This is a genomic window from Shewanella frigidimarina, from assembly GCF_003797125.1.
GTDB lineage: Bacteria > Pseudomonadota > Gammaproteobacteria > Enterobacterales > Shewanellaceae > Shewanella > Shewanella frigidimarina.
Map to the genome: position 1 here is coordinate 182,209 of NZ_RKKE01000001.1, position 13,211 is coordinate 195,419.

The following is a 13,211-nucleotide window of genomic DNA, read 5'->3' on the forward strand; positions in this document are numbered from 1 at the left end:
CTAAACTATCCTTTTTTTAGTGCATCAACAATCATTTCTCTTGCAGTTAAATCAACCCACCATCCGCATGGAATATGAATCATTCTTTTATAATATTTATCTAATTGAGGAAGATCGCATGAATATTGTCTAAATATTGAATGAAGGTGATTTGGCCTATGTAATTTTGATGCTTGAACACCTACTCCATTTAGTATTTTTTCAATATTTTCAGATTCTTCTGAAAATATTGTATATAACCAGTAACTCGGTTTAGCTACGCTATCAAAAACAGGCACTGTTAAACCAGAAATGGAAGGTATTTCTTTATCGAAGTAATTACCATTATCTATATGTTTAGATAATCTTTTATCAATGTCATTTAATTGCGCTAAGCCAATTGTAGCAGCTACATTATGCATGTTATATTTATAACCGATTGACGTTATATCAATTTCAGTCCTTGATATACCTTTCTCCATCCCAAACCATCTAAACTTCTTTGCATCTCGTAATTTATTATTGTCCCTGAATGATAAAAACCCACCATCTACTGTAGTCATATGTTTAATAGCTTGAAATGAAAAAATACCAAAATCACCAATTGAACCGATTCCATTTTCTTCATACCTTGCACCCAAAGCATGCGCACAATCTTCAATAAGTGATATATTATGTCGTTTTGCTATGTCAGATATTTCTTTTAACTTGCAAGGTATACCTGCATAGTGAACAATTATAATAGCTTTAGTTTTGTTACCAATTTTATCTTCTATAGACGATGGTTCTAGATTTCCAGATAAAATATCTACGTCAGCAAAAATAGGTATAGCACCGACTTGTAGAATAGCTATATTCGTTGGTTCTGCAGTCATACTAGTAGTAATAACTTCATCCCCAGGTTTTACACCCGATAGAATCAAGGAGGCATGTAAAGCTGCAGTACCACTGCTCATTGCAATACTATTAGGTACACCAAACATTTTTTGAAATCTTTTTTCAAACTCATAAACCGCATCCCCCTCACCAATCATGCCGCTGTATAAAATGTCTTCTAATTGCGGCATTAAATTTTCTTTACTTGGTAGTCCAACTTTTACTAATGGAATCATTTCATATCCTATTCAATATATTGAAATTACTACTCTTGGTTATCAATGTTATCTCGAGATCACTTTTTAATTTTAGCCACATTTGTAAATTCACTGGAGAAAGATTAATTGAATATCCTAATGTGGATAAGAACTTAACTAAAGAGCATTTATATTGAGTATGAATCCTAAATGACTCAGGTAGTACATCCTTAATTAAACTACAAACATTATTATCAGAACCACTCCAATCTGAGACAATATAACTATTATGATCTCTTATTACAGTGATATTGGCTTCCTTACTTTTATATATACGTCCTGATATGGCGAAAGGAGGAAGGCCAATATGATTAGGAAGATTTTCACAAATAAAAGCTGTTCCCAATGAATGGCATACACTCTCTGGAGCTGTCACTGTTCCGCTAAGCGATTCATCGGACACAAAAAAACCTTTACTTTCATATATATGGTGTTGGTTAGTCCATAGCGTCAAGGCGCCATATTTTTTTATTGAAGCTGTTTCAATTAAGGTTTTGAATAATTGATTAGCAATTCCTTTTCCTCTGTAGAGTGAGTCAACACATACAAGTCCAATACACCCTATTAACTCTACTCGGGATCCATAACAAATTTCCAGCTCCCTGACTATAAGACCACCTATCAATCTCTCGTTTTCTCTAGCTTCTACAGTCCAAAATGAAGTACCAGATTGAATCCAAGGAAAATGCTGCTCAAAAGTAAGCCCTCTCCCTTTACTCTTAAAGAATATATTCCAAGCGAAATTTTTAAAATCATTGCTAATACGATCGTCTACAACAATATTCACAGTCAAAGAAACCTTAATAAATAATTAAATTTTTTGAAAAATCTAGATATTTAATTTATATTAATATCTTTTTTTTAAATGCAAACCTAGCTACAACAACACTAAGTCCTAACATCAGTCCAATTAATGTTCCTAAGAGACAAATAGTCCCACGTTTAGGGCTCGTTTTATTTTCAGGAATGATGGAAGGATCGATAGTTTTAAATACATATTCATCACGAACTTCGGCAAACATAATTATTTTCGCTTGCTCTTCAATTAACTTATATAAAATTGAGCGAATATCCGCAATATTTGTTTGTTCAATTTGAGATTTTAAAAAAGTTGTGCTGCGAGTCGCTTCTGCAACATCGCGGTCTTTCATTTCTTTATTAATGTCTTGTACTAACCAATTTACCCACTGATGAGCCACGGCCGGTGAAAGATGTTCTACAGAAACGGTTACCATGCCAGTTTCTTTTGCAGCATTAACGGCAATAATTTTACTGAAAACTTTATACGCTTCTTGCATTGATGGTTCAGGCTTAAACGGTGCATCTACAATACGAAGCCACGTTTTGTCAGCTTTATTATATAATTCACCATCGTAGCTAATTGTGTTATCAGCCATATTCCATTTTTTTGCCGCCATTAAGTCAGGCAAAATATTATGATCTTGGATAAAGTTACTGGTAAATTGACGAGACTTCATCACCTCAATTGCCATTTGGGTTTTATCAACACCGCCACCACCTAGGTTGATGCCAGCCATGCTTGCTAAACCACCAAACTGTCCTGCAAGTGCAGCTAAACCGCCACCACCGTTCTCAGAGTCAGCTGGAGCCAACAGCGCTTCTGATTTGTAGATATTCGGCTGGTTGATGGCAAAAATAACAGCACCGATAGCAAACACTGCAGTGATGGCGATAATAAACCATTTTCCTTGACAAATAACGGCAAAAAGCTCGCGCAAATCGATTTCGTCGTTTTCAACGCTGCCCATTGGTTGTGATGATGCAAAGTTTGCGTCATAAGTAGCTTGTAGGTTTTGTTTAGTCATATGTCTTATTTTTCTTGAAAGTAGAGCGCTACGCTTCTAGGACGCTTCGCGGCTAGTTCGCTGCGCTGCTATAAGGTCAAAAGATATCAGCTTCGCTTCTATAAAAAACAGAAAGCATGCCGCTTAGTTAAATTAATCTATTGTGTAATCGGCATTATCTTCTTTAATCTGTGCTTGTTTTTGTTTGATAAGTGCACCTAATATTTTGGCTAACTCTTTGGCTTCTTTTACCATCGACATAGCTATTTGTTTATCAAGGTATTCGATTTCTGCTCCGATATATAACTGAGTCACAAGCTCACCTAGTGACCCTTTTGCGTAATACAGAAACCTTATCTTTTCTTTTAGGGTTTCACGTTCCTCTCCCTCCGCGATGTTTGAGGGAACAGATAATCCTGAACGTGTAATTTGATCTTTGAAGCCCCAGTTACTGACTGACTCAGTCAACCGATAAATTTCACAAGACAATCTAGAAGCTCTTTTCCACACATCCAATTGCTCGAAACGCATATCAGTTCCTTCTGAAGTTGAGTATCTTGTATCTAGAATCTAGAGCGCTTCGCTGCTAGAGCGGCCTACGGCCTGCTATAAAACCCTAGAAGCGTAGCGCCCTAGCAGGACGTAGTCCGCCCTCTGGCGAGCCTGCGAGTTTCTAGAACCTCCAGTTCTTAGATACCTGAGACAGCAGCAAATGCGACAGCAGTGTTATATATAATTTGTGTTACTTGCGACCATAGGGTTAAGTTATCTTTGTACTCAGTGTCTAGCGGCACAATAACCGTGTCGCCGGCCGAAATTTGTGAGTCGGTATTAAACCAAATACTTTGAGTAGGCATCATCACCGAACCATCAGCCTTGATGACATAAACTCTACCTTCATCACCGCGCTCTCTAGGGCCACCAGACATGACTAAATAATCGTCTAAGGTTAAACCATCTTTAAATCTATGGGTCGAAGGATGTTGAACCTCGCCCATAACTGCAACGGTTTGCTTAATAGTGGGTACGTACAGTATGTCGCTGTCTTCAAGTTGAACATCAGCCTCTTTGATACCCAATTTAAGCGCGTTTAAATCAATAACTAATCTGCCAACCGCTTTTATGTTTTCTAAATCGGTTAGCATTAATTGTGCATCAGAATAATTGACACTTAAGCCATCTTTTGAAACTCCACGAGTGGCGATGTCTCGGCGAAGTTGGTCTGCTAACTTTTTAATTTCGATCTGCTCTTGCATTCGCACTGATTCACGTACAAATACAGCCGCAGAGGGATAAGCATACTCAGTATATCCACCCGCTCTAGCGATAACATCTGATAACGTCTCACCACGTCTGATGTTATAAGTACCAGGGAATTTAACTTCACCTTTGACTTCGATAACTTTTCTTTCTTGCCACTCTGGAGTGGTAAGAATAGTGACCATATCGCGACCTTTTAGCTCAATATTGTCTTCTTGATTACCGTTGATTGCCGCGTAAAGATTAATTTGTTTGTGGATAATATCCGATATTGTAGATGTTGTATGAGTACGAGTCAGTTCTGCACGTTCAACATAAGCACCTTCTAACAAGCCACCAGCAGCCTTAACTAAGTCGGTTACTTTGGCAGAGTTTGTTAACGGGTATACACCTGGATGACGAATTTTACCTGCAATAGCAACAATCATAATGCCATGCTGTGAATTACCTTGCTGAGTTAATTTAGTCACTATCGGGTAAAGTAGTTCTTTACGTGACATAACGTTACTCAGTTTGATTAAGTCACGGTCTTCGAATAGATTCGATAGCATTTTAGCGACTTCACTGCTAACCAACGTTTGCTCTTCTGATGCTTGCTCATTTAATGCTACACCCGCTATCTCGTTGGTATATTTGCTAGCTACGGTATTGTCTAAGGTTTCAAACCCTGCTTTAAACAGATCGGCATCCAGCAGTGAGTCACCTTTTAATGATTCAACTTTACTGACACGCTTTTTAACTAATGAATTCAGTTCAAAACGATTTTGAGTATCGTCACTGAAGTTAAATATCATTATTTTATCACGAGGCTGCAAAGCAATATTTTGAATAGAATTAGGTGATGTAATCGCTTCACCAGGCGCAAACTGTAATGTTTCTATGTCGCCATGTTTGTTGATTTCACGAACAACTAAACCATAGTCTAAGTCAGCAGATAATAATAAATCGCCCCAAATTGAAGGTAACACATCGCTAATGCGTTGTTGCTTCCACTGGTATTTACCTGGGCGAACTACTGCACCAACGATAGTAATGGCATCTTCATATTGATTAGAAGCATTTTTAACACGGATATAATCTCCAGCTTTTGCTAAGGTGTTATTGCCATTTGCGGAGGTTAAATCAACATTGATAATGGTTTTTAAACCATTGGCATTATATCGTTCGATACTACTATTTCTAGGATAAGCACCTTGTTTGATACCAGCAGCCATATTGATAACATCTGCAATGGTTTCATTCTTTTTCAGCTCGTAAATCGCGGGGCGTTGCACTTCACCAGCAACACTGACTAAACCACCGATTGATGGGATGAATACTACATCGCCAGAACGAAGATTGATGTCTCCAGAAGCATCGCCTCGGAGCAGTAAATCGTATAAATCAAATGAGCCTATTAGTTTACCGCTTCGCTTAACTTGTACGTTGCGAAGACTACCTATTTCGTTTACACCACCAGCAACAAATAGCGCCTGAGTAATGGTTGATAAACTTGATACGGTATATGAGCCTGGTTTGTAGGCATCACCAGCGATAAAAATGCGAATAGAGCGTAATTCACCCATGGTGATATTTGATTCAATACCAATCATTTGCTGCTTAATGCGCTTAGACAATTCTTGACGTAAATCTGAAAAGCTTAGACCAGCGACTGATACAGGGCCTAAATCGGGAATTTGCACTGTGCCATCACGATTAATAGTTAAACTGTATTCGTTACTCTCTTTTCCGTATAACTGAACTTTAATGACATCACCAGGACCGACCATATAATCACTTGGTACAGGAACATCCGTCACAGGTGCGAAGGTCGTTGGTTCGCCGGCAAACATTTCGTAACCGAAACGTTTTAATTCATTTTTATCACTGTCTTGTTTGAAGTCATACTCGTTCTTTTTTTCTGATTCTGGTTGTTGACTTGAATGATTTTGACGAGGTTCAACCACAGTAGGGTTTGTTACACTAACAGAGCTATTGGCACTGCCTGACAACATTGAAGGGTCTAAACCATACTGACGCGCAACTCTTTCCTGTTCTGATTTAGGCAATTGTTTAAACTGCTCTATCATTTGCGGTGTTGGGGTAACGGCATGCGCTTGTGTGGTAAAAATAATAAAGGCCGATAAGCCAGCTAGTAACACGTTTTTGGTTTTATGTAGCACCAGATATCTCCAATATTATTTTTTATAAGAAGGTTATAGATTCTAGGAACTCGCAGGCTCGCCAGAGGGCGGACTACGTCCTTCTAGGTTTTAGGTTCTAGAAGCGAAGCGCCCTATTTCAGACACGCTACCGCCCATGGATTACGGCTTCCAATATGCCCTTCGCTACGCGAATCTTTAATTTTTTATTGGCTGTGAGCCATAACAACCGCTAATCAAGCGCGGAATTATACTCAAAAATCAGCTTAGATGCTTGAGTAAAACCCTCAGAACGTTTCAAAATTGTTGCAAAATAGCAAAAAATCCATTTAAACGTTCAATATTCAACCTTTACAGTCAGAAATAGCCTTTTAAGTCAGCTTCATTCATTTTATAAATGGACAATATCCTACAAAGACTATCGCTATTATCTGACAGCTTAGTTATTTAGTCATATTAGCTATTTATGTTGTTTGGTCATTATTTGGTACAGCTTGTAAATTCGTCAACTCGACTAAAATCCGTTTTTGTTGTCCCATGATGTTAAATAACACATGGCAACGCTTATCAGGATTATTCTCGTCGAATATTGCTTCAAGGTCTTTAAACGGTCCGTCGACAAATTTGACTTTATCGCCTTTGCCCAACGGTTTTACCTCTTCTGGGACATAACCTTGAACACGTCTTTTTAGCGCTGAAATAATTCTGTCGTCAATGGGAGTCATATCTTCTCGGCAGCCAACAATACGATTCGCACCACGTGTATTGTGGATTTTGCTGACGCTGGTGATGAGAGGATCAAAATAGATAAACAGGTAGCTAGGGAAAAGTGGTGCCGTAACCATTTGTGGTTTATTGCGGACCATTTTTTGTTGGGTGATCATAGGTAAATAACTCTCGACTTCTTGTAAAGCCAAATTTTGCTGTGCACGTACTTCATGACGTGGTTTGCAATACAGTAAATACCAAGATTTCATTATTACTCGCTTGTTTAAATTTGCTCATCAGCTTGAGCAAGTGACATCCGATTCACGGCTTGGGATATTAACAAAATTACTTAGCTTTTTGAATGAGTTTTTAGGCCTTAGTGCCTATAAATACAGCGTTTAAGTCATCATCTGGTTTTATATTAAGCAATCACACCATCATTTATTATCTACATTCAGAAGTAACTAATTGATTTATCGTTCGACATTTACTTAACACCTTTATCGCACGGAACTCCGTTAATCTTACTTTATGTATAATAAAAAGTTCTTAGTAATGCCAATCTGCTACGTTAGCTGTTAAAGATGGTAAAAGTACTGTCTCAACATGCGTCAATATCCTGAAAATCTCAACAGATTAAACAACATATTGACGATCTTTTATATCAGTTATTTCACTTCCATTTACGACAATCACAATCTGACTTTATCGATATTTCAATTAATGACTCCATCGATAAATTATTGATAAATGTTAGTCATAAAGGTCAATTTGAGGCGATATAGGTATTTCTAGCCTACATAAAACAAAGCCTCGATAAACGAGGCTTTTATTAGACACTTTATGTTGCCTTAAAGTTTACTTATATGGTTTGGGCGGATAATTCATCATTACTGTGCCAATTGCTTGATTAATAATGCTAATTCGCTCTTCTGGGGTACTTTGTTCACGTACGGTATCAGCAACAGTACCACGCCAAATTAACTTACCCGTTTTGTTATCAACTAAGTCGACCATTAATGTACCAACATCGTATTCACGCACGGTGGTTTCACTATGAAGACTGCCGCCTAATCCCCAACGAGGGCCGTAATATGGGTTATAACCGTAGTGACTGTTAAAGGTATCGATATTGATTTTTTTATCGACTTTAGTGATGTAGTTAACTAATAAATCTGCATTTTGTTTGTCGGCTTTGCTGATACCTTTTTGACTTAATTGAGTTTCGATAGCAGCACGGACGCGTTGATCCATCAGTCCGTCTAAATGATAGCCCGCATCGTCATTTTTTTTCTCTATCCATGAATAGGTTTTATATTGATCAAATGATACCGATGGGTCGAAGTCTGAAGTAGATTTCAAGGTACTACATGCGCTCAATGCTAACACTGCCGCAGCGATAATTAGGGTTTTCATACAGGCTCCAAAAACAAGACGTTAATGTTTATTAGCTTATAGAGAGCAAAGGCGTTGTCAAGTTAACAAGGTTTTATAAAATAAAGAACGCTAGACTCTAGGACGCTTCGCGGCTAGATGCTATAAAATCAACAGCCTAGTCGCGCAGCGAGTCAATCTTAGCTGCGAAGCTGTTCTAGCAGGACGTAGTCCGTCCTCTGGCGAACCTGCGAGCTGCTAGGACGTTGCCGGCTAGATGCTATAACATCTTAGCCGCAAAGCGGTCCCTAGAAGCGAAGCGCACTATCCGCGTAGCGGCCTAGCGGACATAGTCCGCCCTAGATACGTACATTACTAATCCACACGGTTTGGTAGGGTTGCAGTTGCATGGTTTGGGTGATGTCTTCTATTGGTTGTCCACTCAATAGGTCTACCCAGTGTTCTGCAATAATAAGATTAAGTTCATTAATGCGAAGATCGGTGATTTGGTCTGATACGTTGCTGATACAAAATATACTTTGTTTACGATTACGACTTTGACGCCAAAAACCAAATAACTGTAACCCTAGATGTAAGGTGAATTGTGTAGCATTGGGATGAAATGCAATTTGCTGCGTTCGGATATTGATTAAATTGGTCAGCTCGGTTAGCACTTGGCTATGATCGCTGTTGGCATCATTTAGTTGTTCCGTTAATTGATTGAGATCCCAACGATGGCGGTTAATGGCGCGATTATGTGAAGTATTGGCCAGCTTTTGATAGTCGTTGCGGGTTCCCAATAAACTATGGATATAAATTCCAGGAATACCTTCGAGCGCAAACATAATGGTATGAGCGCACACAAAACGTTGCATCCCCCACTGGTCTTTACCTTTAGTGGTGCCTTGTAAGGCATCAAACAGGGCAATGTTCATTTCATAAGGTTTTTGCAGGCCATCTTCTGTGGTTCTGGATGATATTTGGCCACCGAACTGCTTCATTGTGTCGACCAGAGTATCAATCTCATCTTCTTCAAGTAAGCCTTCTGCCGGGCGTAAACCAATACCATCGTGAGAAGCTATAAAATTAAAGTAGGTGGTGCCGTCTTGTGCGGGCGGCATACTCATAAGCCAACGCTTTAAGTATAAGCAACTGCCGGTAATAAGACTGTTGATCAGTAAAGGCGGCAATGAGAAGTTATAAATACAATGTGCTTCGTTAGCATTACCAAAATAAGTTAAGTTTTGGGTGTTAGGAATGTTGGTTTCGGTAATGATGATGACGTCTTGCTGAGCGTGTTCAATTAATGTCCGTAATAGACGGATAACTTCATGGGTTTGCGGTAAGTTAATTGATTTATTACCGACTATTTTCCATAAAAAGGCTACTGCATCGAGGCGAAAAATACTCACACCCGCATCTAAATACTGACGAATGATACGTACAAACTCGATTAATACTTGTGGATTACGAAAATCAAAATCAACTTGATCATGACTAAAGGTACACCACACATGTTGAGTGCCGCTCGGTGTCTCTGTTGGTCTTAATAATGTTGACGTTCTTGGCCGAACCACCGCACTTAAGTCATCATCTGGCTCGGCAGTAAAAAAGTAGTCATGGCCCACGCCCTCACCTTTGCAAAAGTTCTCAAACCATAAGCTCCGACTAGAGCAATGATTGATCACTAAATCTGACATCAATCGCCGCTTACTGGCAATAGCACTGATATCTGCCCACGACCCAAGGCCTTCGTTAACACTTGAATAGTCGATAACCGAGAAACCATCGTCAGAACTGTAAGGGAAAAACGGTAAAATATGCACAGCATTGATGCAACTTAAATAGCTGTCGATAAATTGAGCCAGCGTGGTGAGTGGCCGCTCACCTTGTTGGATCACACTGTCGCCATAAGTGATCATAATGATGTCTTTTTCAGACCAATGATTTACAAAGGGTTCGGGCACTTGGCAATACTCGGTGATACGCATTATATCGATGAGCTGTGCAGCCAATGCTGGCACACTTATGTCAATGTCGACATCGTTGTAAATACAACTAAGTTGTTGCTGCAGCTTTTGCTGTAATCCATCCATTACTGACATAGGGTGTCCTCTGGTCGATTTTGATGTTAGCTAAACTCAGCATTATCGGCTTCAACAGCAGCTTTAAGCTGCTCGAGCACGTCTGGCATGGCACTCACGACTCGGCTCCATGTTGGCATAAACGGGGTTTCCATTGGATTATCTAAAAAGCGTTGCCCTGCTGTGACAATATTTTGGGCAAACATTTCAACCGCTTTTTCTTCTAAATGTATGTCGGTGGTTAAGCCATTCATTAATGCATCATTATGGTATGTTTCGACATAATCGAGGGCGACACGGTAATACGTTGCCTTAAGGGTTCGGAACGATTCAGTGCTAAAAGTATGTCCTTGAGTGGCTAACTTTCGGAAAAAGGCTTTAGTGATATCAATCGACATTTTAGACAAACCCGCGTCTTCATTATCCAATGATAAATCTTGATGTTTATGATCGTAATTATCGGCGATATCAACCTGACAAATACGATTATGGGCATAGTTACGCTGCATTTCTGACAGCACACCAATTTCTAAGCCCCAGTCACTTGGAATACGTAGGTCGTTGAGCACGTCTCGTCTAAATGAAAACTCACCCGCTAATGGATAACGAAAACTGTCCATATATTCTAAATATTCGTTGTAACCGACCACTTTTTTAAGTGCTTTAATCAACGGTGTGACTAATAGACGTGACACTCGACCATTAATTTGTCCATTAGAAATACGTGCATAATAACCTTTACTGAATTCATAGTTAAACTGCGGGTTAGCGACCGGATAAAGCAGTCTAGCGAGTAATGATTTTTCATAGGTCACGATGTCACAATCATGCAGTGCAACCGATTCTGTTTTACCCGAAGCCAAAACATAACCCATGCAATACCAGACATTTCGCCCTTTTCCCAGCTCTTTGGGCGCTAAGCCTAACGCTTGCAGTTTTGCATCCAGCGCTTGTAAGCGTGGCCCGTCATTCCATAATATTCGATGATGCTGCGGTAACTCACCAAAAAAGCTTAGCGCGTGTTTGTACTGTTGCAGATCGGCTCTATCTAATCCAATCACAATTTCTGATAAATACGGCACCTGTTTTAATTTACTCACAATATCTTTAAGTGCGGTGCCTTCTAGCTCTGAATACAGAGATGGCAAAATTAATCCTAACGGGCGCGTTTTTGAAAACTTAATTAAATCTTGCTCAAGCTCTTCATGGCTACGTCGGGTTAGATTATGCATTGTGGTGACAATGCCATTTTGATAAAAGTCGGCCATGTTACGCCCCTCCAAATGGTAGTTGGTTTAGCTGCGATTCAGCCGATGAAGACAATAGAGTTTTCTTAATGCATTCAGCCCAACCTTTAGGGCCGCATTCATTGCTTTTAATGCTTTGTTTTTGTGGTGTTAATATGGGAAATGGGTGAACAGGTGACTTAATTTGTATTGCAAGGTCTGCTGCTTCGAGCATGGCATTGTCATTACCACTGTCACCGAGTGCAATAGTGGTCACTGGAGCGATATATTGCTTGGAATAGACATCGGCTAACCAATTCATTGCCTTGCCTTTATCACTATCTCCACCAACATGTAGAAAACGTCCACCCTGCAGGGTATTTGCACCAACGCGTGTCATCAACTCAATAAAGGCTTGTTTATTGGCTTCATTGCCTTGCCAAAGTACTGGCTCTGCATAATGCCTAATCAAAGCTAGCTTGGCATTATCTGGCGACAAATCGGTGAGCTCACATAACGCTTCAACCGATAAAGATGAAAAACCAATAAAGTCATCGTTAAATGCTTGTGCATGTTGGTTTAATAATTCAAGCCAGTATTGCCGCGGCTGACAAAACTCTTTTACCCAATAATATCCTTCGGTAAACGTCCCCTCTGGCTGTTGGTCAAAGTAGCCAATTGGGATATAAACAACTGCGCCATTTTCAGATATAAATGGTGAGTTAAAACCGATAGTTTGTTGTAGCTTCTCCATTTCAGCAAAGGTTTTACTGGTATTAGCGATAATAGGAATATGGCGTTCATTCAATGCTTCAATCACTTCGATTGCATCACTAAAGCTATAGTCAAAATGGTCAAGCAAAGTGCCATCGATGTCGGTAAAGATAAGTGGTCGTGTTGTCATATCGTATCCCTTTTCAATCATTGAATGCTGACTATCAAGAACAGTATCAAGCGACACAAAGCGATAGCTAGCGGTAACTAGCGGTAACTAGCGGTGACGAACGATAACAAGCGGTGCCAAGCTATAAAGAACGGTGACAAGCGTAAAGCCTAGAAGCTAATTCGCTGCGCGGCTAGATTTTATAAAAGCTGAAAGCCAACGTTCAGCAGTTTCCACACCATCCGTTTGTTATCGATTATTTATTGCCCTATTAGTAAGTGAACGTTTGCTTGTTACCTTCTTTCATCATTCTATTTGTAAGTGCACCGTTCGCTTGTTATCACCCGTTATCGCTATTTCGCTATCGCTGTAACGCTATTAACTGATTAGGTAGATTCAGGATATGTGCCAAACGTAATAACGTTGCACCTTAATGGCACAAAAAGACTTTAACCATTGATATAGTTGGCTTTATTTTCATAACAAAAACGATGAAGTAAAAAGTATATTGAATAGGATCAAAGGACATGCGCGACAATGAATAAAAATTGCACCATTTTGAGGCAGAAAAGAGGATAGCAAGCGGTAAAGAGTGGTAACGAGCGATAGAAAGAGATG

General features: G+C 39.5%; 10 protein-coding genes. All 10 read right to left on the bottom strand.

Going from position 1 to position 13,211, the window contains the following annotated elements; translation table 11 throughout:
• Positions 1-5: 5 nt before the first annotated feature.
• Positions 6-1,091 (bottom strand): DegT/DnrJ/EryC1/StrS family aminotransferase, encoded by a 1,086-nt coding sequence (locus tag EGC86_RS00755; protein WP_123776338.1) that lies wholly within the window; start codon positions 1,089-1,091, stop codon positions 6-8.
• Between the two features lies 1 nt (position 1,092).
• A complete protein-coding gene (locus tag EGC86_RS00760) occupies positions 1,093-1,899 on the bottom strand; it encodes a GNAT family N-acetyltransferase (RefSeq protein ID WP_165872317.1) in 807 nt (268 codons plus the stop codon).
• Positions 1,900-1,954: 55 nt separating this feature from the next.
• Positions 1,955-2,881 (bottom strand): Wzz/FepE/Etk N-terminal domain-containing protein, encoded by a 927-nt coding sequence (locus EGC86_RS00765; RefSeq protein WP_245423081.1) that lies wholly within the window; start codon positions 2,879-2,881, stop codon positions 1,955-1,957.
• Between the two features lie 189 nt (positions 2,882-3,070).
• Positions 3,071-3,448, bottom strand: coding sequence for a four helix bundle protein (locus tag EGC86_RS00770; protein ID WP_123776341.1), 378 nt, complete (start codon positions 3,446-3,448; stop codon positions 3,071-3,073).
• Positions 3,449-3,606: 158 nt separating this feature from the next.
• Positions 3,607-6,339, bottom strand: a complete 2,733-nt coding sequence (locus tag EGC86_RS00775) for an SLBB domain-containing protein (RefSeq protein WP_123776342.1) — start codon at positions 6,337-6,339, stop codon at positions 3,607-3,609.
• 443 nt (positions 6,340-6,782) lie between these two features.
• Complete coding sequence (rfaH, locus tag EGC86_RS00780) at positions 6,783-7,295, bottom strand: transcription/translation regulatory transformer protein RfaH (RefSeq protein ID WP_011638292.1); 513 nt, start codon at positions 7,293-7,295, stop codon at positions 6,783-6,785.
• 589 nt (positions 7,296-7,884) lie between these two features.
• Positions 7,885-8,442 (bottom strand): DUF4136 domain-containing protein, encoded by a 558-nt coding sequence (locus EGC86_RS00785; RefSeq protein ID WP_123776343.1) that lies wholly within the window; start codon positions 8,440-8,442, stop codon positions 7,885-7,887.
• Positions 8,443-8,759: 317 nt separating this feature from the next.
• A complete protein-coding gene (locus tag EGC86_RS00790) occupies positions 8,760-10,505 on the bottom strand; it encodes a sugar phosphorylase (RefSeq protein ID WP_123776344.1) in 1,746 nt (581 codons plus the stop codon).
• A gap of 26 nt (positions 10,506-10,531) precedes the next feature.
• Positions 10,532-11,752: a glycosyltransferase family protein gene (locus EGC86_RS00795; protein WP_011638295.1), complete on the bottom strand. Its 1,221-nt coding sequence runs from the start codon at positions 11,750-11,752 to the stop codon at positions 10,532-10,534.
• Between the two features lies 1 nt (position 11,753).
• A complete protein-coding gene (locus tag EGC86_RS00800; protein ID WP_011638296.1) occupies positions 11,754-12,614 on the bottom strand; it encodes an HAD-IIB family hydrolase in 861 nt (286 codons plus the stop codon).
• Positions 12,615-13,211: the final 597 nt, after the last annotated feature.

Bases quoted from the DNA above. Each gene is read 5' to 3' on its own strand.
- EGC86_RS00755 (WP_123776338.1), bottom strand. From the start codon at position 1,091: ATGATTCCATTAGTAAAAGTTGGACTACCAAGTAAAGAAAATTTAATG.
- EGC86_RS00765 (WP_245423081.1), bottom strand. From the start codon at position 2,881: ATGGGCAGCGTTGAAAACGACGAAATCGATTTGCGCGAGCTTTTTGCC.
- EGC86_RS00770 (WP_123776341.1), bottom strand. From the start codon at position 3,448: ATGCGTTTCGAGCAATTGGATGTGTGGAAAAGAGCTTCTAGATTGTCT.
- rfaH (WP_011638292.1), bottom strand. From the start codon at position 7,295: ATGAAATCTTGGTATTTACTGTATTGCAAACCACGTCATGAAGTACGT.
- EGC86_RS00785 (WP_123776343.1), bottom strand. From the start codon at position 8,442: ATGAAAACCCTAATTATCGCTGCGGCAGTGTTAGCATTGAGCGCATGT.
- EGC86_RS00790 (WP_123776344.1), bottom strand. From the start codon at position 10,505: ATGTCAGTAATGGATGGATTACAGCAAAAGCTGCAGCAACAACTTAGT.
- EGC86_RS00795 (WP_011638295.1), bottom strand. From the start codon at position 11,752: ATGGCCGACTTTTATCAAAATGGCATTGTCACCACAATGCATAATCTA.
- EGC86_RS00800 (WP_011638296.1), bottom strand. From the start codon at position 12,614: ATGACAACACGACCACTTATCTTTACCGACATCGATGGCACTTTGCTT.